At 67.1% G+C, this 18,329-nt stretch carries 18 protein-coding genes; 10 read left to right on the plus strand and 8 right to left on the minus strand.

Going from position 1 to position 18,329, the window contains the following annotated elements; all coding sequences use genetic code 11:
* The 10 genes from AC1DW3_RS22625 to cysC all read left to right on the plus strand — a co-directional run.
* Positions 1-259 (plus strand): hypothetical protein (locus AC1DW3_RS22625; protein WP_477935116.1); only part of this gene is annotated, 259 nt, incomplete at its 5' end.
* Between the two features lie 12 nt (positions 260-271).
* Complete coding sequence (locus tag AC1DW3_RS22630; RefSeq protein ID WP_477935249.1) at positions 272-1,321, plus strand: glycosyltransferase; 1,050 nt, start codon at positions 272-274, stop codon at positions 1,319-1,321.
* Complete coding sequence (locus tag AC1DW3_RS22635) at positions 1,318-2,544, plus strand: glycosyltransferase family 4 protein (protein ID WP_477935118.1); 1,227 nt, start codon at positions 1,318-1,320, stop codon at positions 2,542-2,544. The genes AC1DW3_RS22630 and AC1DW3_RS22635 overlap by 4 nt, the downstream gene beginning before the upstream one ends.
* Positions 2,541-3,209 (plus strand): methyltransferase domain-containing protein, encoded by a 669-nt coding sequence (locus tag AC1DW3_RS22640; protein ID WP_477935120.1) that lies wholly within the window; start codon positions 2,541-2,543, stop codon positions 3,207-3,209. The genes AC1DW3_RS22635 and AC1DW3_RS22640 overlap by 4 nt, the downstream gene beginning before the upstream one ends.
* A gap of 19 nt (positions 3,210-3,228) precedes the next feature.
* Positions 3,229-4,389, plus strand: coding sequence for a DegT/DnrJ/EryC1/StrS family aminotransferase (locus AC1DW3_RS22645; protein WP_477935122.1), 1,161 nt, complete (start codon positions 3,229-3,231; stop codon positions 4,387-4,389).
* Positions 4,386-4,973, plus strand: a complete 588-nt coding sequence (locus AC1DW3_RS22650) for a sugar transferase (RefSeq protein WP_477935124.1) — start codon at positions 4,386-4,388, stop codon at positions 4,971-4,973. The genes AC1DW3_RS22645 and AC1DW3_RS22650 overlap by 4 nt, the downstream gene beginning before the upstream one ends.
* Before the next feature lie 13 nt (positions 4,974-4,986).
* Complete coding sequence (locus tag AC1DW3_RS22655; RefSeq protein WP_477935126.1) at positions 4,987-6,918, plus strand: glycosyltransferase family 61 protein; 1,932 nt, start codon at positions 4,987-4,989, stop codon at positions 6,916-6,918.
* Positions 6,915-8,777: a polysaccharide biosynthesis protein gene (locus AC1DW3_RS22660; protein WP_477935128.1), complete on the plus strand. Its 1,863-nt coding sequence runs from the start codon at positions 6,915-6,917 to the stop codon at positions 8,775-8,777. Before AC1DW3_RS22655 ends, AC1DW3_RS22660 begins: the two co-directional genes overlap by 4 nt.
* Positions 8,778-8,779: 2 nt before the next feature.
* Positions 8,780-9,529 carry a hypothetical protein gene (locus AC1DW3_RS22665; RefSeq protein WP_477935130.1) on the plus strand — a complete coding sequence of 250 codons (750 nt, stop codon included), beginning with the start codon at positions 8,780-8,782 and terminating at the stop codon, positions 9,527-9,529.
* Positions 9,477-10,064, plus strand: a complete 588-nt coding sequence (gene cysC, locus AC1DW3_RS22670; protein ID WP_477935132.1) for an adenylyl-sulfate kinase — start codon at positions 9,477-9,479, stop codon at positions 10,062-10,064. The genes AC1DW3_RS22665 and cysC overlap by 53 nt, the downstream gene beginning before the upstream one ends.
* On the opposite strand, the gene AC1DW3_RS22675 is transcribed toward cysC, so the two are convergent.
* From AC1DW3_RS22675 to AC1DW3_RS22710, 8 genes are read right to left on the minus strand one after another with little or no spacing between them, the layout of a single operon-like run.
* Entirely contained in the window at positions 10,054-11,406 is a 1,353-nt protein-coding gene (locus AC1DW3_RS22675) for an FAD/NAD(P)-binding protein (protein WP_477935134.1), read from the minus strand. The two genes, cysC and AC1DW3_RS22675, sit on opposite strands and share 11 nt — an antisense overlap.
* A 20-nt stretch (positions 11,407-11,426) precedes the next feature.
* On the minus strand, positions 11,427-12,164 hold the full coding sequence (locus tag AC1DW3_RS22680; protein WP_477935136.1) for a class I SAM-dependent methyltransferase: 738 nt from the start codon (positions 12,162-12,164) through the stop codon (positions 11,427-11,429).
* The gene (locus tag AC1DW3_RS22685; protein ID WP_477935138.1) at positions 12,164-12,601 is read right to left on the minus strand and encodes a GNAT family N-acetyltransferase; all 438 of its coding nucleotides are present in this window, start codon (positions 12,599-12,601) and stop codon (positions 12,164-12,166) included. Before AC1DW3_RS22685 ends, AC1DW3_RS22680 begins: the two co-directional genes overlap by 1 nt.
* Positions 12,598-13,554, minus strand: coding sequence for a glycoside hydrolase family protein (locus AC1DW3_RS22690; RefSeq protein ID WP_477935140.1), 957 nt, complete (start codon positions 13,552-13,554; stop codon positions 12,598-12,600). The genes AC1DW3_RS22685 and AC1DW3_RS22690 overlap by 4 nt, the downstream gene beginning before the upstream one ends.
* Positions 13,554-14,519: a glycoside hydrolase family protein gene (locus AC1DW3_RS22695; RefSeq protein WP_477935142.1), complete on the minus strand. Its 966-nt coding sequence runs from the start codon at positions 14,517-14,519 to the stop codon at positions 13,554-13,556. The genes AC1DW3_RS22690 and AC1DW3_RS22695 overlap by 1 nt, the downstream gene beginning before the upstream one ends.
* A complete protein-coding gene (locus tag AC1DW3_RS22700) occupies positions 14,516-15,214 on the minus strand; it encodes a WbqC family protein (RefSeq protein ID WP_477935144.1) in 699 nt (232 codons plus the stop codon). The genes AC1DW3_RS22695 and AC1DW3_RS22700 overlap by 4 nt, the downstream gene beginning before the upstream one ends.
* Before the next feature lie 6 nt (positions 15,215-15,220).
* Positions 15,221-16,336 (minus strand): DegT/DnrJ/EryC1/StrS family aminotransferase, encoded by a 1,116-nt coding sequence (locus AC1DW3_RS22705; protein ID WP_477935146.1) that lies wholly within the window; start codon positions 16,334-16,336, stop codon positions 15,221-15,223.
* Between the two features lie 5 nt (positions 16,337-16,341).
* On the minus strand, positions 16,342-18,210 hold the full coding sequence (locus tag AC1DW3_RS22710; RefSeq protein WP_477935148.1) for a tetratricopeptide repeat protein: 1,869 nt from the start codon (positions 18,208-18,210) through the stop codon (positions 16,342-16,344).
* Positions 18,211-18,329 lie beyond the last annotated feature (119 nt).

Raw genomic sequence — 18,329 nt, forward strand, 5'->3', positions numbered from 1 at the left:
CCCCTATGTCGCGGCACACTTCGTCTGTGGGCCGCTGACCGTCGTGCCCATGGTGACGCAGCGCCAGAGCGGCGCGCTGGCCTTCAGCCTGGTCGGCAACGCGCTCTACGCGTTGGCGCTGGCCGCGATGCTGGGCGCGGGGCGGCCGGTCACCGAAGCCCTGGGCGCGGTGTCGCTCGTGATGCCGCTGTATTTCGCGGCCTATCTGGCCTGGCTGTATCGCGGCGCCGTGCCGTCGACTTCTGCTGCGGAGAACTGATTCTTGAAACTCGTGTTGATCGGCGACGGCGAAAGCCCGCACCTGCTGAAGTGGGCGCGCATGCTGCAGCCGCGTGTGCGGCTGGCGGCCATCTCGTCGCGTGGCTTTGCGCCCGGCTGGGAGCTGCTGCTACCTGACGCCGACCGCCTGGCGCTGAACACCTCGCCCGACCACGGTGGCGGCAATATCGCCCTGGTCAAGATGCTGCCCAAGGTCGGCGCCTGGCTGGCCGATACCAACCCGGACTGGATACACGCCCACTACCTGACTTCGCACGGCACCCTGGCCTGGGCAGCCAAGCTGGGCTGGCGGCTGCGCGCGCAAATCGCCGGCTCGGCCTGGGGCAGCGACATCCTCGTGACGCCCCAGCGCGGAGGCGCCTGGCGCTGGCTGACCAGGAAGGCCCTGCGCAGTTGCGCGATCACGACGTCAGATTCGGTCTACATGGCCGAGCGCATGCGCGAGCTGGGCGCGGGCGAGGTCATGGTCTTCCCCTTTGGCCTGGAAGCCCTGCCCAAGCAGAACGCGAAGAAGCAGCCCTGGCTGTGCTTTGCCAACCGGGGGCTGGAGCCCATCTACCGGCCGCAGCTGGTCATCGAGGCCTTCGCGCGCATCGCGGCGGCGCAGCCCGAGGCGCGCCTGGTCGTCGCCAACGATGGCTCGCTGCGCCAATCGCTGGAAGCTGATGTCGCGATGCGTGGCCTGGCCGACAAGGTCAGCTTCGTCGGCCGCCTTGATGCCCAGGCGCAGGCGGGCCACTACGCCCGCTCGACCTGGTTCCTGAGCCTGCCGGAGAGCGACTCGGTGTCGGTCTCGGTGCTGGAGGCCATGGCCCATGGCTGCGTGCCGCTGCTGTCCGAACTGCCGGCCAATCGCGAGCTGATTGGAGACTCGGCGCGCGGCCTCATCGTCGGCTCGCTGGACGACCTGCCGGCGCGCATGGCGGCGCTGGACACCGCCCGGCTGGGCACGACGAATCGCGACTGGGTGGCCGTGAACGGCCTGTTCGAGCCCCATGTGCAGCGCTTCCTGACCCGTTTGAAGGAGCTGAGCCCGGCATGAGGATCCTGCTGGTCAACCACTACGCCGGCTCTCCTCGCCACGGCATGGAGTTCCGGCCCTACTACCTGGCCCGCGAGTGGGTCAGGCAGGGGCATGAGGTCACCATCGTCGCGGCCAGCCACTCGCATGTGCGCGCCGTGCAGCCCGAGATGGCCGGGCTGCCGCGCGAGGAGATCATCGACGGCATCCGCTACCGCTGGCTGCCCGTGCCCGCCTACCAGGGCAATGGCGTGGGCCGCTTGCGCAACATCCTCTCCTTCCTGCGCCAGCTGCGCGCCGACGCCTGGCGGCTGACGCGCGAGTTCCGGCCCGATGCCGTCATCGCGTCCAGCACCTATCCGATGGACGTCTGGGTCGCGAAGAAGCTGGCCAAACTGGCGAAGGCCAAATTGGTCTACGAGGTGCACGACCTCTGGCCGCTGTCGCTGATCGAGCTGTCCGGCATGTCGCCCCGCCACCCCTTCGCGCTGATGTGCGGCAAGGCCGAGGCGGATGCCTACCGCGATGCCGACGTCGTCGTCTCCATGCTGCCTTGCGTGCATGAACACATGGCCTCCAGGGGCCTGGACCTGAAGCGGCTGCGCATCGTGCCCAACGGTTTTGCGCCGGAAGAATGGCAGGGCGACAGCACGCCGCTGGGTGAGACGCTGAACGCCCATCTCGACGCCGAGCGCGCCGCCGGCCGCGTCATCGTCGGCTATGCCGGCTCGATGGGCCTGCCCAACGCGCTGGACGTACTGCTGGATGCCGCGGCGAGGCTGCGCGACCAGCCCATCAGCTTCGTGCTGGTCGGCAGCGGCCACGAGGCCGCGCGCCTGGCCCAGCGCGCTGAAGCCGAAGGGCTGAAGAACATGCGCTTCTTCGCCCCCATCCCCAAGGCCCAGATCCCGACGCTGCTGGGTCACTTCGACATTGCCTACATCGGCTGGCAGCGCACGCCCATCTACCGCTTCGGCATCGCCCCCAACAAGCTCATCGACTATCTGATGGCCGGCCGCGCGGTGCTGCATTCGGTGGAGGCGGGCAATGACCCGGTCGCTGAAGCCGACGCGGGTCTGACCGTCCCGCCGGAGGACGCCGAGGCCGTGGCCCAGGGCCTGCTGAAGCTGGCGGCACTGTCGCCCGCCGAACGCGCGGACATGGGGCAGCGCGGCCGAGAGTTCGCGATGGCGCATCACGCCTACCCCGTGCTCGCGGCCCGCTTCATCGAGGCCTTGTCATGAATGAGCTCGAACAGATCGCCGAGCGTTACGCGCGCCGTGACGCCGTCGACCGCTACAGCCTGCTGCGCCCCGAGGTCTGGCAGATGTGGCAGGAGCGCCAGCGCGAACTGCTGAAGCTGCTGGCCACCCGCCCGGGCCGTCCCGCCGACTGGCATGCGACGGAAGTCGGCTGCGGTGCCGGTGGCAATCTGCTGGATCTGCTGCGGCTGGGCCTGACGCCGTCTCATCTGAGCGGCGTCGAGCTGCTGCCCGAGCGCCTGGCAGCGGCCCGTGCCAGCCTGCCCGAAGGCGTGCGCCTGATGGCGGGCGACGCCGCGGTGGCCGACGTCGCGCCCGCGAGCCAGGACCTCGTGCTGCAGTCCACCGTCTTCTCATCCATCCTCGACGACGCCCTGCAGCAGCGCGTGGCCGACGCCATGTGGCGTTGGCTGAAGCCTGGCGGCGCCGTCGTCTGGTACGACTTCACCGTGAACAACCCGCGCAACCCCGACGTGCGCGGCGTGCCGCTGCAACGCGTGCGCGAGCTCTTTGCCCTGGGGCGCTTCACGGCCCGCCGCGTGACGCTGGCGCCGCCGCTGGCCCGGGCCCTCCCAACGGCCTACTCGCTCCTCAACCTCGTCCCCTGGCTGCGCACCCATCGCCTGGTGCTGATCGAAAAACCCTGATCGTCGAAAATCCCTTCCCATGAGTGCCCAGCCCTTCCTCCCATTTGCCCTGCCCGACCTCGGCGACGACGAGATCGCCGAAGTCGTCGACACGCTGAAATCCGGCTGGATCACGACCGGTCCCAAGGCCAAGCGCTTCGAGCAGGCCTTCGCCGACTTCCTCGGTGACCCGCAGATCGAATGCATCGCCGTCAACTCGGCCACCGCCGGCCTGCATCTGGCGCTGGAGGCCATTGGCCTCGGCCCCGGCGACGAGGTCATCACGACGACCCACACCTTCACGGCCACCGCCGAGGTCGTGCGCTACCTCGGCGCCGACGTGAAGCTGGTCGACGTCGACCCGGTCACGCTGAACATCGACATCGCCGCCATCGAGGCCGCGATCACGCCCAAGACCCGCGCCATCCTGCCCGTGCACTACGCCGGCCTGGCGGTCGACATGCTGGCCATCCTCGACATCGCCCGCCGCCACGGCCTGCGCGTCATCGAGGACGCCGCCCATGCGCTGCCGACGACGCTGGAGAAGGAGCTGATCGGCACCCTGGGCAGCGACGCCACCGTGTTCAGCTTCTATGCCAACAAGACGATGACGACGGGCGAGGGCGGCATGCTGGTGACGCGCAATGCCGAGCTGGCCAAGCGCGCCCGCGTCATGCGCCTGCACGGCATGAGCCGCGACGCCTTCGACCGCTTCACGGCCAAGGTGCCGTCCTGGTACTACGAGATCATCGCGCCCGGCTTCAAGTACAACCTGACCGACATCGCCGCCGCATTGGGCCTGCACCAACTCAAGCGCCTGCCGGCCTTCCAGGTGCGCCGCGAGCAGATCGCGATGCGCTTCAACGAGGCCCTGGCCGACCTGCCGCTGATCCTGCCGCCGCTGGCGCCCGAAGGCGACACGCATTCCTGGCACCTCTACGTCGTGCGCCTGTCCGACGCGGCCGGCATCACGCGCGACGCCTTCATCGAGGGCATGTATGCCGCCGGCATCGGCTGCAGCGTGCATTACGTGCCCCTGCATCTGCACCCCTATTGGCGCGACCGCTACGGCCTGACGCCAGAGCAGTTCCCGCATTCGCAAAAGGTCTTCGAGCGCACGGTCAGCCTGCCGCTGTACACGGCCATGAGCGATGCGGATGTCGAGCGCGTCATCGCAGCCGTGCGGGGCCTGCTGAGTTGACCAAACGGCTGTTCGATGTAGCGTGCTCGGCGCTGGGCCTGCTGGTTCTGTCGCCGCTGCTGCTGCTGACCGCCATTTGGGTCAAGCTCGACTCGCCCGGCCCGGCGCTGTTCCGCCAGATCCGCGTCGGCCGCCACGGCGTGCCCTTCACCATCCACAAGTTCCGCACCATGCGCGTCGAGCCGGGCGCGGCCATCACGGTCGGCGCCGACCCGCGCATCACCCGCTCGGGCCAACTGCTGCGCCAGACCAAGCTCGACGAGCTGCCCCAACTCTGGGACGTGCTGCGCGGCGCCATGAGCCTGGTCGGCCCGCGGCCGGAACTGCCGCGCTATGTCGAGTTCTATCCGGCCGAGCTGCGTGAGCGCGTGCTGGCGGTGCGGCCTGGGATCACCGACCCTGCCTCGCTCGCTTTCAGCCGCGAAGCCGAACTGCTCGCCGCCGCGGCCGACCCAGAGCGCGAATACCGCGAGGTCGTGATGCCGGCCAAGCTCCGGCTGTCGGCTGACTATGCGGCCAGCGCCAGCCTGGCGACCGACCTGCGGCTGATCTTCGCGACGCTGGCTCGCGTCGTTCGCGGCTGACAAGGCCGAGCGCATGAGCACGATGGACAACAGACTGCAGGCCGCTCGCGAGGCCGGCCTGCGAGGACAGCATCAGCAGGCGGTCGATCTGTGTGTCGCTGTCCTGCAGGAGAAGCCGGGTGACCCGACGGCGGTGGCTTTTCTAGGGCTCTCGCTTTGGCGCGCGTCAGCCTTCGCACAGGCTGTGGATGTGCTGCAGCAGGCCTTGCGGCACTTCACCGCCCAGGAAGAGTTGAACGTGGCTTTGCTGGACTCCTGGCGTGCCTTGGGGCAGCAAGAGCTGGCCTTGCAGTTCGCTGCCAAGCTGTCTGATGAACTTCTGGCGCGCCCGATGTTGAAGTCCTGGAAGGCCGCGCTGAAGCAGGGTGTTGACGCGCTTGGCCCTGGCGTTCTCGTCGAAGATCGGCTGAGCAGGCTGTATGACCATGGCCTGTTCGAACAAGCCGAGCAGGCACTGGCGCCTCAGATTCAGGCGCATCCGCGGTGGGGCAGGGGGCAGGTCCTGCGGGCCTGGCTGATGTTCGGCCGCAGCGGCCGTGGCGTACCGGCAGAGATCCTGCTGTTCCCGAAGGCTACGACGGAGGCTGCCGACGTCGAAGCCCGATGGAGAAGCGCGCTTGCGAATGCCATGTCGGGCTACCGCGGCAAGATCGTGGCGCAGCTTCAGACAGCCCTGAAGCTGTTGCCGGATGACCCGCAGGCCTTGTCGCTGCTGGCTCGCATGCGATTCGAAGAGGGGCAAGGCAAAGCCGAAGGCGCTGTGGTGGCGGCTCAACGTGGGAGCCAACTGCAGGGACCCTTCCCGCTGCGCGCTGCAATCGATCCGAGACTGGCGGGTGTTGCTGCGGTCAAGCTGCTCGAACCGGCCACGACCATGGTGATTCCCGAGCCAAGGAGCGCCGGCGCCCACCTTGATCTGACGGGCGCTGTCGGCCCCGCGTTGACCTGCGCACGCTATGTGGCCGACGCGCTTGATGCCAAGGTGGCCGCAGGCAGTGACGTCGTGTTGTTCAGGGACGGCTCGGCTCTCTGCGACCCCCTGACCCACGCCCTGGGCGAGCTCACCGACTATTTTTCGGACAGTTGGATCGCAGTGGGTTCGACCCGCGAGGTCATGTTGCGCGATCTGCCCGTAGTCGCAGTGTCTGGCACGGCCATCTCCCTGCTGGGCGCCTCGGCCAGGTTCTACGGCCATTGGTTGCTGGACCATCTGCTCAGGTTGCGAGCCATCGACCAGCACCCGGGTGCGACTCAGGCCAGCGTGCTGGTGGAGGACGGCATGCCCGCAAGCCACTACGAGGCGCTTCGGTTGCTGCTGGGGCCTGACGCCGTCATCCGGCGTATTGCGCCCGGCCATTGCGTGCAGGTCGATCGGGTGCTGTTTGCCGGACCGGACGTTTTCTTCCCGCATCTCATGCGCCGCGATCTGCCACCGATGGCGTCCGTGGCTCCGTCGTCTATCGATGGTCTGGCGTATCTGCGGGAGCGCATGCTGGCTGCGCTGGGCAGGCCGGGCCGGCAGGGCCGACGCATCCTGGTCAGGCGTCGCAGTTCGACACGCCGAGTGCTGAACGAAGACGAGGTGTGCCGCATGCTCGTCAGCCGGTGGGGCTTCGAGGAGGTCTATCCGGAGACCCTGGGTTTCGCTGACCAGGTGAGGCGTTTTCATGACGCTGATGTCGTGGTGGGCGCGCAGGGGTCAGCGCTGTCAAACTGCGTCTTCTGCGCGCCGGGAACACGGGTCATCGCGATGTGTTCGGCGTTAGCTGCCAATTTCCCCTCATGGGCGCACGCGCTCCAATCTTTGGGCATGCAGCACTGCTTCGTTGTGGGCGAGGCGCAGCAGAACTCCCACTTCCTGGCGATACAGTGCGACTTCCGCGTCGATCTCGAAGCACTGGGCAACGCCCTCGCTAGCCTTGGCGTGGCTCCTCTGACCGCATGAACTGGCAGTTTCTCGATACCCTGCTGACGCGCCTTCGCCCCCGCCGCGAGGCGCTGGCCCTGGCACTGGACGTCCTGGTCGTTGCCATCGCCTGGCAGGCAACCTATCTCTTTCGCCTGGGATTCGAACGCTGGTTCGCGGCGCGGCCCAATTACGACGGCTGGGTACTGCTGGGCCTGATGGCCATCTACGCTGCCATGCTGTGGCTGCTGCGCGTGCCCAAGGGCATGTGGCGCTTCTCGGGCTTCGGCGAGGTCAAGCGCCTTTCGGCGGCCTGTCTGCTGGCCGGGTTGATCGGTGCGGCAGCTGTGCTGATGGCCCATCTGCATGCCGTGCCGCGTGCCGTTCTGGCCCTGCATCCCCTCTTCACGTTGATGCTGCTGGCGATGATGCGCATGGGCTATCGCATGCTTTACGAGCACATGCGCAGCCGCATCAGCGGCAGCGCGCAGGAGCAGCGTCGCGCGCTGGTCATGGGTGCGGGCGACGCGGGCCGGCTGCTTGTGGCCGGCATCCAGCACAGCCAGGGCTGGGTGGTCGTCGGCTTCCTGGATGACGATGCCGCCAAGCTGGGCGGCCGCGTCGCCGGCCTTGCGGTGTTGGGTGATCTGTCCCAGGCGCGGCGCTTTGCGCAGCTGCATGGTGTCACCCATCTGATCGTGGCCATGCCGGCGGCATCAGTGGTGCAGCGGCGCCGGGCGCTGGACCTGGCCGGCGCCACCGGCCTGCCGGTGCTGACCGTGCCCAGCAGCACCGAGTTGCTGGCCGGTCGTCGCGTCAACGAGGTACGCGACATCGAGCCCGAGGATCTGCTGGGCCGACCGCCAGTGCAGCTTGACGAGGCGGGCATCTCTGAGAGCATCAACTCGCGCGTCGTCATGGTGACCGGCGCGGGCGGCAGTATCGGCAGCGAGCTGTGCCGCCAGATCGCCCGCTATGGCCCGCGGTCCATCGTGCTCTACGAGCTCAGCGAATACGCCCTCTACGCCATCGAGCAGGCCCTGGCCGAAGCCTTCCCGCACTTGCCGCTGGTGCGTGTCATCGGTGACGTCAAGGATCTGTCGCACCTGCGGGCCTGCTTCAAGCGCCACCGGCCTCAGCTCGTTTTCCACGCTGCCGCCTTCAAGCATGTGCCGCTGATGGAGGAGGCCGACAACTCGGCCGCCTGCATCCGCAACAACACGCTGGGCACTTTCAATGCGGCGCTGGCGGCGGCCGAGGTGGGCGCCGAGCGTTTCGTGCTGATCAGCACCGACAAGGCCGTCAACCCGACCAATGTGATGGGCGCCACCAAGCGTGCCGCCGAGATGGCGCTGGCGGCACTGGCCAAGCGGCATCCGGCCACGCGTTTCATGGCGGTGCGCTTCGGCAATGTGCTGGGTTCCAGCGGCAGCGTGATCCCGAAGTTCAAGGAACAGATCGCCCGTGGCGGGCCGGTCACGGTCACGCACCCGGACATCATTCGCTACTTCATGACCATCCCCGAGGCGGCCCGCCTCGTCATCCAGGCGGCCGCCATCGGCGAGAGCGGCCAGGTGCTGGTGCTGGACATGGGCGAGCCGGTACGCATCGCCGACCTGGCGCGGCAGATGATCCGCATGAGCGGGCATTCGACCGACGAGGTCCGCATCGAATACACCGGCCTGCGGCCCGGCGAAAAGCTCTATGAAGAGCTGCTGGCCGACCAGGAGACCAGCCTGCCGACGACCTGCGTCGGCGTGCGCGTGGCGCGGCTGGTGGACGATGGCGCCGGCGAGCGCGTGCTGAGCGACCTGGCCGGTCTCGATACCTCCCAGCCGAGGGCCCTGCTGGGTACCTGGCTTGGTTCTGAATTCCACGCCTCCCATTCGGAGCACTGATGATGTTGATCTCTTCTCGCCGGCCGCATTGGGCTACTCGTTTGCTGGCATCGCTGTCGGTGGTGCTCACGGCTGTCGGTGTCACGCCAGCGAGCGCCGCGCAGACCCAGGCAGGCACCGAGGCGGCGCAACCCAGCCTTCTGCTGCCGGCCAAGCCCAGCGAAATGTTGCGAGCGCCCGCCGCGACCTGGAAACCCTTGCTAGCGAAGGTCGGTGCTGCGCTGGACGAACGTGGCAAGGCGGTGCTCTTGCTGAGCAAACCAGCGTTGATCGAACTGAATGTGCAGCGCACGGTCTATGCGCAAGCGCAGCTGGACTGGCCAGTCGTGTTCGATGCCGTCAAGAAAACGCGCCAACTGCAGGACAGCGTGTCGGGTCGGCAGACGGCGGGCCTGCTCAATGAGCTGCTGGCCCGCCAGGCCGCCAGCCGCGGCGACGCGGCCTGGTTGCAGCGACATTTGCGTGATCAGGTGCTCGCCATGCCTTGGGCGGAAGTCGAGCCCACGATCCGCTCGCTGCGGCAGCAATTGGCCCTGATGAAAGCCGAGGCCGTCGAAACCTATGTGCTCAGCAAGCTGGACCCTTCCGCCGGCGTGGCAGAGAACAAGGCGAACCTCGGTTTTGTGATGCAGTTGATGGCCATGCGCTTCCAGCTGCTGGAGGTGATGCCTCGCCAGGACGCCTTGATCGCGGGCCTGGATGAAGCCATTGCGCAGCGCAGCGCCGCCGCGGCCAGCGCCGCCAGGAAGTGAACTGATGATGGCCTCTCTTCATGCACCCCAGGTGCTGTGGCTGACCGGGCTGTCCGGTGCCGGCAAGTCCACGCTGGCGGCGACCTTGCACCGCCGCTTGGTGGATGCCGGCGTCATGGCGGCTGTGCTGGACGGCGATGCCGTGCGTGCCGGCTTGTGCCGTGGCCTGGGCTTCAGCCCCGAGGACAGGCGCGAGAACATCCGCCGCGTGGCCGAGGTGGCCCGGCTGATGCGAGAGGCCGGCCTCGTCGTCATCTGTGCGCTGATCTCGCCGCTGCGCGAAGACCGCGCGATGGCGCGCGACATCATCGGCGCAGAGAACTTCCGTGAGGTGCATGTGGCGACGCCGCTGGAGGTCTGCGAGCGGCGCGACCCCAAGGGGCTGTATCGCAATGCGCGGGCCAATGCACTGACCCAGTTCACGGGGGTGTCGGCGCCCTACGAGGAGCCGCTGTCGCCCGACTTGCGCATTGACGCCAGCCGCGACGATGCGAGCGAGGCCGTGACGTCGCTCGAGGCCTTGCTCAGGACCTGAGCAGCTGCGCCGCCAGTGCCGCGGCGTGCTCGCGCAGCTCGGGCACGGCGGTCGCTTCCCAGCGCTGGGCGCGCAGGTGGGGGCCGAGGTAGTGGAAGCCGGGCTGGCCCTCGCCAGACGCATCGCGGATGCGATAGCCCTCGTCCACGAGCAGGCCCAGGCCATGAGGGCAGGGTGTCAGGCGCCCTGCCTGCTGCAGTCGCCACAACAGCGGCGACGAGACGCCATCAATGGCCGAGCTGGGCCCCGAGCAGTTGACGACTCGATCCGCATCGAAATGCTCGACTACCGACTTGGCGCGCCCACGCCAGCCGAGCCGCAACTGGTTGTCGAGGGCTTGGACCGACGCGATGCGGCCCGCTACATGGCGCAGGCGTCCGCTGGCGAGGTCTTCTTCCAGCACCGCGCGCGCCTGTGGGGCGGCGCGATGGCGATGCACGTCCCAGTAGGGCAGCAGATGGCGCAGGAACTGGCCGCGGCCGCGTGCGTCCAGCGCCTGCCAGGCCGTGGGCGTCTGGGCGCGAAAAGCCGCCCAGACGTCGCGCCAGTCCACGCCTGCGGCCTGAGCGCGGGCAAGCTCGGCGCGGAACAGGCGCAGTTGCCGGCGCAGGGGTTGACTGTCGGCGATGGCGGGGTCCAACGCCCAGGGCGTGGGCGGGCCCTCGTTGCGGCGGTGCCCCTGCGGCAGCAGGCCGCGACGCGACAGTGCGAGCACAGGACCGTGGTGGCCGCGGGCACGCAGCGTGATCAGCACGTCCAGCATGGTCAGGCCGCTGCCGATCAGCGCGATCGGGGCGTCGGAGGCAAGGTCGTTCAGCGCGCTGCCGGCCCAGGGGTCGGCCACATAGCCAGGTAGACCGGCGAGATCAGCGTGTGGGTGGCGAGGTGGCAGGTGTCCGATGGCGAGGATGACGGCATCGAAAGCCGCCTGTGAGCCATCGATGAAGTTGAGCTGCCAGCCCTGCGGTGTCGGTAGGCAGTCGTCGACCAGGGCGACGAGTTGTCGCAGTTCGACACCTGCGCAAGTGGCCACGCGCTGCTCCAGCGCCGACTGCAGATAGTCGCCATAGCGCTGGCGCGAGACGAACTCATGGCCGTCGATGGCCGCATCGTCACGGCGCAGCCAGTCGACGAAGTGCCCCGGCTGGGCCGGGTCCAGGCTCATGCGCGCCGCCGGCACATTGAGCAGGTGGTCGGCCGAGTGCGTGCCGTAAGCCAGGCCGCGCGCGAAGCGGCCCGAGCCGTTGATCATCGTGATGCTGCTGCCGGTCGGCAGGCGGCCCAGCAGCTGCCAGGCGGTGGCGACGCCGCTGAAGCCGGAGCCGACGACGGCGACGTGCATGCCGGGATCAACCGCCCGTTTCAACCGGCTTCACACACCAGGTAGATGGACGAGCAGAGGTCCGGGTATTGCTGGCCGAGCTGGAAGCAGCCTTCCAGGTAGGCCGGCGTGATGATGTCGGTCTTCAGCAGGCGGTCCCACTGGAAGTTGGCCAGGGCCTTGAAGAAGATGCCCGAGCGGTGGATGACCTTCAGCCCGGCGCGGGTCGCGTCGCGCTCCAGCGTGTCCAGCGCATAGGTGATGCGGTGGCCGTGCTCGGCCTCTGCCGGCGTGACGGCGGCGTTGTGGTCGATGAGGCCCATCTTGACGGCGATCTGGCGCGACGGCGCGTTCGCGTTGGGGCAGGCCAGGAAGAAGCGGCCACCCGGGGCCAGCCATTCGCGATTGATGCGGCCCAGCACGGCGACGGGGTCGTCCAGGTGCTCCAGCACATGCGTCATGACGATGTTGTCGTAGCGGCGCGGCAGCTGCACGTCCTCGAACAGCGAGTTGAAGTACTGCACCTTGTCGCCCAGGCGCTGGCGCGCTTCTTCCATGGCCACATCGGAGGCCTCGACGCAGCTCAGGTCGCTGAAGTGCTCAGTCAGGCGGGCCGTGAAGTCACCCTTGAAGCTGCCCAGCTCCAGCATGCTGCCCGGCCGGAAGAAGGGCGCGAAAGAGCGCACCATCAGCGGATGCATCACGTCGAAGTCGAAGCCGTAGGCGTACTGGCGCGCGTTGTCGACGTGCTCGGCGTTGTAGTCGCGGGAATTGCTCATCAAAGCTCTCGATGCAGAAAGAGGGTGGGGCCGGCGGCGGCCGAGGCCTCGGCACTGAAACCATGCCGGCGGTAGAGCGCCAGCGCGGCCGTATTGTCGGCGTAGACCTCCAGGCGCAGCCGCGGCAGGTCCAGCTCGGCGGCCAGGGCCAGCGTGCGCGTCAGCAGCTTGCCGGCGATGCCTTGGCCTTGGTGGCCGGGCAGCACGCTGACATTGGTGATGAAACCGCCCTGAGCCGCGTCGTTGGCGTACATGGCGATGAGGCCGACGAGGACGTCGTCCTGCCAGGCTTCGACGCGGCGGGCGTGGGCGGCCAGCTTGTCGGCATAGGCGGCGAGGTCGATGCGTGTGCTCAGCGGCGGCGCGAAGCTCGTGTCGGCCGCGCGCAGATGGGCCAGCAACGTACTGGCGTCTGCACTGTCGAGCAGGAAGTTCATGCCTCGAGCACGGCTGCGCCAAAGCCTTCGCGGCCAAAGGCGTTGCCGTTGTAGAGCAGCACGATGCGGCCGTCGATCTCGGTCAGGTGGGGGTAGCAGACCATGTCGCCGTCCCAGGCGCCGGCGTCGCGGTCGAAGCGGGGCAGGTCGTCTGCGCGCGTCCAGGTGCGCAGGTCGTCAGACCAGGCCTGGCCCAGGCGGTAGCCGCGCGACGGGTCGGTGCGAAAGCCCGAGGCCTCGCGATAGCAGAACACCATCAGCCAGCGCTCGCCGACGCGGATGACGGCCGGCAGGGCCTGGCATTCGTCGGGTCCGAGGCGATCGGGCACCAGGGCCTGGCCTTCGTCCTTGCTCCAGTGGATGCCGTCGGCCGAGGTGGCGTGGCCGATCTTGTAAATGCGGTCGGGCGCCGCCTCGCCGGGGAAATGCTTCCAGCCGGTGCCGAACATCGTCCACATGTGGAAGCGGCCGTCGAACTGGCGCACGAAGGCGTCGCCGACGAGGCAAGGCTCATGGACGCTCGGGCCCAGCACCGGACCGGGACCGGCGCGCTCAAACGTCGCGCCACCATCACGGCTGATGACCAGCCCCACGGCCGTCTCGACGGAGACGGCCACGCGGCGGGCCCAGCCGGTGGTGTAGGCCCAGATCTCTTTGCCGACCGGCGTCGGGCTGAAGGGGAAGATGCCGTGCTCGTCGAAGCAGCCCAGGCCGCCGAGGCCCAGCACCGGTTCAGTGTTCACGCGCAGCACCTGTTGCAGGTCCTTGCTGAAGTCGGCGAAGGCGACCTGGCTGAGGAACTTGCCATCGGCGCCCTTGGCGCGGGTGGAGAAGTAGATGCGCACGAAGTCGTCGAAGACGACGGCCTGCGGCGACTGCGCAAACCCGGCGCCCGCCCCGGGCAGTTCGTGCTCGAAGGGGTTGAAGATGCGGCCGAGCTTGCGCCAATGCATCAGAGCTCCCCTTCCAGGCGGGCCAGGCCGAACCCTTCGCGGCCCACGCCGTTGCCCAGATAGCCCATATAGGTCACGCCGTCGACCTTGAAGATGTGCGGGTAGGCAATCATCTCGCTGTCCCAGCCCTCGGCGGACAGATCCAGGCCGGCCTTGGCGTCGTCGCGTGTCCAGTGCTTCATGTCCGTGCTGGACGCATAGCCGATGCGGTAGCCCTTCTCCTTGCCACGGAAGCCCGCGCTGTAGCGGTAGCAGAAGAACATGTGGAAGCGCCCGCCCGACTCGAAGACGTCGGGGCTGGCCTGGGCCTCGTCGGCCTCGATGCGGCTCTCGATGAGGTCGCGGTCTTCGCGCTGCCAGTTCAGGCCGTCATCGGACGTGGCCATGCGGATCTTGTAGACCGGCTCGGCGCGGCCGTCGACCATCTTCCAGCAGCGGCCGGCGATGTAGAAGAGCTGGTACTGGTTGCCGAAGCGGCGGATCTTGGGGCCGCTGATGACGAAGGGTTCGTTCAGGCTGGCGGCCAGCACCGGGCCGTCGCCCTCGCGCTCGAAGTGCTTGCCGCCGTCGCGGCTGATGGCCGTGCCGATGGCGGTGTCGAAAGGCACGGACTCGCAGCGTGTCCAGCCCGCGTAGTAGGCGCGCAGCACGTCGCCCTGCTGGATCACCGACACCGGGTAGGTGCCGAACTCGTCGAAGCAGCCCAGGCCGCCGAGAGACAGGATGGGCTCGGTGGCCATGTCCAGCACGCGCATGGGGTCGCGGCGGTCCAGGTCCACCCAGGCCGAGTAGCTGACGAACTGGCCGCGCGCATCGGGTTCGGGCCGGCAGGAGAAGTAGACGCGGATGCGGTCGTCCAGCAGCAGGGTGTGGGGCGCCTGCGCGAAGCTGCGCAACCAGGGGCGGCCCTCGACTTGCTGGGGCACGAAGGGGCGGCCCAGCTTGGTCCAGCGATAAGAGGTCACAGCAGGTCGAACTGGTGGCGCACGGCGTCGTCGACGACCGCGGCGGGGTTGAACATCAGCACGTCGAGGATGGACAGCCAGGGCACGAAGGCGGCGCCGAACTGGGCGTACTCGAAGGGGCGGGCCTTGTGGAAGCGCAGTTCCACGCCTTCGGCCGCAAAGGCCTCGCGCTCGTAGAGCTCCATGCCGCCGATGGCGTTGACATAGGTCGTGGCGCCGAGTGCCTTGCAGATGGCCAGTACCTTGTCCTGGGCCTTGAGGTCTTCGTCATGCGGCACTTCGGACGACACGATCAGCCGCGTCGTCAGGCCGAGATGGTCGCGCGTCTTGACGATGGACTGCCAGAGGTAGTCGAACAGGTTGTTGGCCGGGTCCAGTACGACGTTCTGAAGCCACGGGCGCAGCGTCTCGTACTGCGGCGCCTTGCGGTAGCAGCCGTCGAACTGCGCCAGCAGCTTGCGGCGGTCGAAGGTCGACGCCAGATCCCGTTCGCAGACCATGAGCTGGTCGGACCCCGCCGCCAGCGGCAGCGAGAACATGGCCGCATCGCCGTTTTGCAGCATGCGGTTGCGGTTGATCCAGCCCTTCTTGGTGTACTTGATGCGGTCGTAGACGACGAAGGCATCCACCGCCCCCATCAGCTGCCAGTAGCCGATGTAGGGCAGGAAGTAGGGCTGCATGATGGCCAGCCGCATGGACGCTTACTTCCGCTGCGAGCGGATCATGTCGACGATCTGGTCCTGCTGCTCCGGCGTCAGGCCGGGGTAGATGGGCAGGCACAGCACCTGCTCGGCCGCGCGCGAGGCCACCGGCAGGTTGGCCGGTGCCGCCGATGGCAGGGCGCGGTACATCGGGAAGCTGCTGATCAGCGGATAGAAGTAGCGGCGTGCGTAGATATTCTTGGTGCGCATGGCCGAGTACAGCTCGTCACGCGTGGCGCCGTATTCCGGCTTCACCAGGACGGGGAAGTAGGAGTAGTTGTGCTTGCTGCCGGGGCTGGGCGGCAGGCATTCGATGCCGGGGACGTCGGCCAGCATGGCGCGGTAGCGCACGTCCACTTCGCCGCGCTGGCGCAGGGCTTCGTCGACATGGTTGAGCTGCAGCAGGCCGAGGGCGGCGTTGAACTCGCTCATCTTGCCGTTGATACCGGGTGCGACGACGGTGGTCTCGTCGACGAAGCCGAAGTTCTTCAGCTGGTCGATGCGTAGCTTGGTCTTGGCGTCCTTGCAGACGATGGCGCCGCCTTCGAAGGTGTTGAAGACCTTGGTGGCGTGGAAGCTCAGCACCGACAGGTCACCGGCATTCAGCACGCTCTGGCCGTCGGACTCGACGCCGAAGGAATGCGCCGCGTCGTAGATGACCTTGAGGTTGTAGTTCTCGGCGATCTTCTCGATGGCCGCCACATCGCAGGGGTGGCCATAGCAGTGCACCGGCATGATGGCCGTGGTCTGCGGCGTGATGGCGGCTTCGATCTTGGCCGGGTCCAGGTTCAGGTTGACCGGGTCCACGTCGACGAAGACGGGCTTGATGCCGTTCCACAGCAGCGAGTGGGCCGTCGCGACGAAGGAATAGGGCGTCGTGATGACTTCACCCGTGATGCGCAGCGACTGCAGCGCCGTCAGCAGCGCCAGCGTGCCGTTGGAGAACAGCGCGATCTCGGGCACGCCCAGGTATTCGCACAGCGCCCGCTCGAACTTCTGGTGCATCGGCCCGCCGTTGGTGAGGAACTTGCTGTCCCACACCTCCTTCAGATAGGGCAGGAATTCCTCCAGCGGCGGCAGGTGGGGCTGGGTGACGTAGATGGGTTTCTGGCTCATGGGATTCAGGCGGGGATGGGCTCGCCGACCTTCAGCAGATGCTGCGAGCTGGCCTGCAGGGCTTCGTGGTTCTGGTACATCCAGTCGAAGGCGTCGACGAATTCGGTCGCGTCTTCGGGGCTCGGCGGCTGGAAGAGCTTGGCCTTGACGTTGGTGGCCTTCAACTGATCAACGATGGCCTGGCGGGCCTCGTCATCGTGGATCACCTTCATGGCGGCCTGGAAGTAGGCCTCATCGTTGTCCGACACCAGCCAGGTAGGCAGGCCGACCATGCGCATCACGTCGCGGTCGCCAATGCTGAGCACCTCGTTGGCGTAGTAGGCCACCGTGGGCACGCCCAGCAAGCAGGTGTCGACGGTGCTGTTGGTGTTGCCGAAGGGGAAGGCGGCCAGAGCCAGGTCGCAGCGCTTGAGCTGGTGCAAGAACGACGCGTATGGGCGCGAGGGCTCCAGGGTGAAGCTTCTGAAACGGCGCTCGAACACCTGCCGGATGCGGTCATACATGACACCCGCAGCACTGGCAAAGAAATGGAAATGGATGGGTCGGGTGGATTCCTTTTCCAGGCGTTCGCACAAGGCCAGGAATCTGGGCGACAACTTCATCAAGGAGCTGTTGACGGCGATATGGAGGGCGCCATCATCAAACGGCAGCTTTTCGATGCCGAAGTCGATGTCTTCGCTATAGGGCGCAAAACTGCCCCAGGCCTTGCGTTCCAGCACCTTGGCACCGAATTCCAGGGATGCCTCGCCGTGGCCGGCTTGCACGAGGGTGTAGTCCATCGTGTCCATCATCGCTGGCGCCGGATGTCCCAGTGTCATGACCTGAATCGGCGCATATCGCAGGTTGGCGACCATCTGCGTCCATTCCGACATGCCCAGACTCGGGTAGTAAATGATGTCCGGCGCGATTTTTACGATGTGCGCGCCGATGTCTTTCATATTGGTGCCCTGTTCGAGCAGGATGACATCGTCGAACAAATCAAACGCGGATTCCGAGACAAATCCCTTCACCGCCATGCAGACCGTGTTGTAGCGCGTCTTCAACTGGCGGATGCTGGCCGCATAGCTGCGATACATCGCATGGCCGGTGGACATCCGCTCCGCCGCAACCAAGACGGTGGGCCGGTCAACGATCCTGTAGTTGCTGCTTCGGGATTTGAGCCCGCCCGTCTTGTCGATTCGCAACCAGACGGCGTTGAGGGATTTCTTGAGATTGTGCTTGTGCGCGTGATCGGCATAGCTGCAGTGCATCCAGGCCGACGTCAATGCCTGGATGATGCCCTGCGTCGGCACCGCCTCCTCGATGAGGGTCGAGTTGTCGATCAGCAGGCCGCGGTTCGTTTCGCCCTGGGCGTTGTGGACGAACGGAGCGGTAAACCACCCCAGCATCAGCGGCAGGAGTTGATCCGGCGGCAGTTTGAGCACCCCCGACATCAACTCCGCCGGCATATCGTCCAATGAATAAAACAGCGACAGCACGAAGACCTGATTGGGCTTCAGCGTCAGGCTGCCATTGGCATTTCGAATGCCGTGATAGCGCAGCAAATGGAACGGGCCCTCGTAGCCACTGAGCTCAAAAATGGCTTCGAGTGCGGGCTTGCGGCCCGCCAGAAATTCGATTTGCCCGAGATCAATTTGAAAGTCCGGGCTGCACAGCAATGCCGAGATCATCGCGGCGATCCGCGTGTACGCGGCGCGACGCTGCTCTGGCGTGCAGGTGGGGGCAAGAATCCCGAAGGGGTTGCGTGTCTGGCTGATGTAGCTCAGCAGGTTCAGCAGCAGCGCAACGCCCTCCCGTGTCTGACGTTGAAATACGGCTCGTTCCAGCTTGTCGAGGGTCTCGTCGACCAGGACGGGGTTATCTGCAGTGGTCATATCGCGAGGAAGAGCGTGAGCTGTAGCGGGGAAGCGGTGACTTGACGCTTCAGGTGCGGGGTGGGCGACGCGCCGGGCTGGCCAGATCGCTCAAGTGAGCCTAGGATTCTAAAGGGCGG

It is taken from the genome of Roseateles sp. P2_H4, from assembly GCF_056403315.1.

Excerpts from the sequence above, each read along its gene's own strand:
- AC1DW3_RS22660 (WP_477935128.1), top strand. The coding sequence starts at position 6,915 with ATGAACTGGCAGTTTCTCGATACCCTGCTGACGCGCCTTCGCCCCCGC.
- AC1DW3_RS22700 (WP_477935144.1), bottom strand. The coding sequence starts at position 15,214 with ATGCGGCTGGCCATCATGCAGCCCTACTTCCTGCCCTACATCGGCTAC.
- AC1DW3_RS22675 (WP_477935134.1), bottom strand. The coding sequence starts at position 11,406 with ATGCACGTCGCCGTCGTCGGCTCCGGCTTCAGCGGCGTCGCCACCGCC.
- AC1DW3_RS22665 (WP_477935130.1), top strand. The coding sequence starts at position 8,780 with ATGTTGATCTCTTCTCGCCGGCCGCATTGGGCTACTCGTTTGCTGGCA.
- AC1DW3_RS22690 (WP_477935140.1), bottom strand. The coding sequence starts at position 13,554 with ATGCATTGGCGCAAGCTCGGCCGCATCTTCAACCCCTTCGAGCACGAA.
- AC1DW3_RS22635 (WP_477935118.1), top strand. The coding sequence starts at position 1,318 with ATGAGGATCCTGCTGGTCAACCACTACGCCGGCTCTCCTCGCCACGGC.
- AC1DW3_RS22685 (WP_477935138.1), bottom strand. The coding sequence starts at position 12,601 with ATGAACTTCCTGCTCGACAGTGCAGACGCCAGTACGTTGCTGGCCCAT.
- AC1DW3_RS22710 (WP_477935148.1), bottom strand. The coding sequence starts at position 18,210 with ATGACCACTGCAGATAACCCCGTCCTGGTCGACGAGACCCTCGACAAG.
- AC1DW3_RS22640 (WP_477935120.1), top strand. The coding sequence starts at position 2,541 with ATGAATGAGCTCGAACAGATCGCCGAGCGTTACGCGCGCCGTGACGCC.
- AC1DW3_RS22705 (WP_477935146.1), bottom strand. The coding sequence starts at position 16,336 with ATGAGCCAGAAACCCATCTACGTCACCCAGCCCCACCTGCCGCCGCTG.
- AC1DW3_RS22655 (WP_477935126.1), top strand. The coding sequence starts at position 4,987 with ATGAGCACGATGGACAACAGACTGCAGGCCGCTCGCGAGGCCGGCCTG.
- AC1DW3_RS22645 (WP_477935122.1), top strand. The coding sequence starts at position 3,229 with ATGAGTGCCCAGCCCTTCCTCCCATTTGCCCTGCCCGACCTCGGCGAC.
- AC1DW3_RS22680 (WP_477935136.1), bottom strand. The coding sequence starts at position 12,164 with ATGAGCAATTCCCGCGACTACAACGCCGAGCACGTCGACAACGCGCGC.
- cysC (WP_477935132.1), top strand. The coding sequence starts at position 9,477 with ATGAAGCCATTGCGCAGCGCAGCGCCGCCGCGGCCAGCGCCGCCAGGA.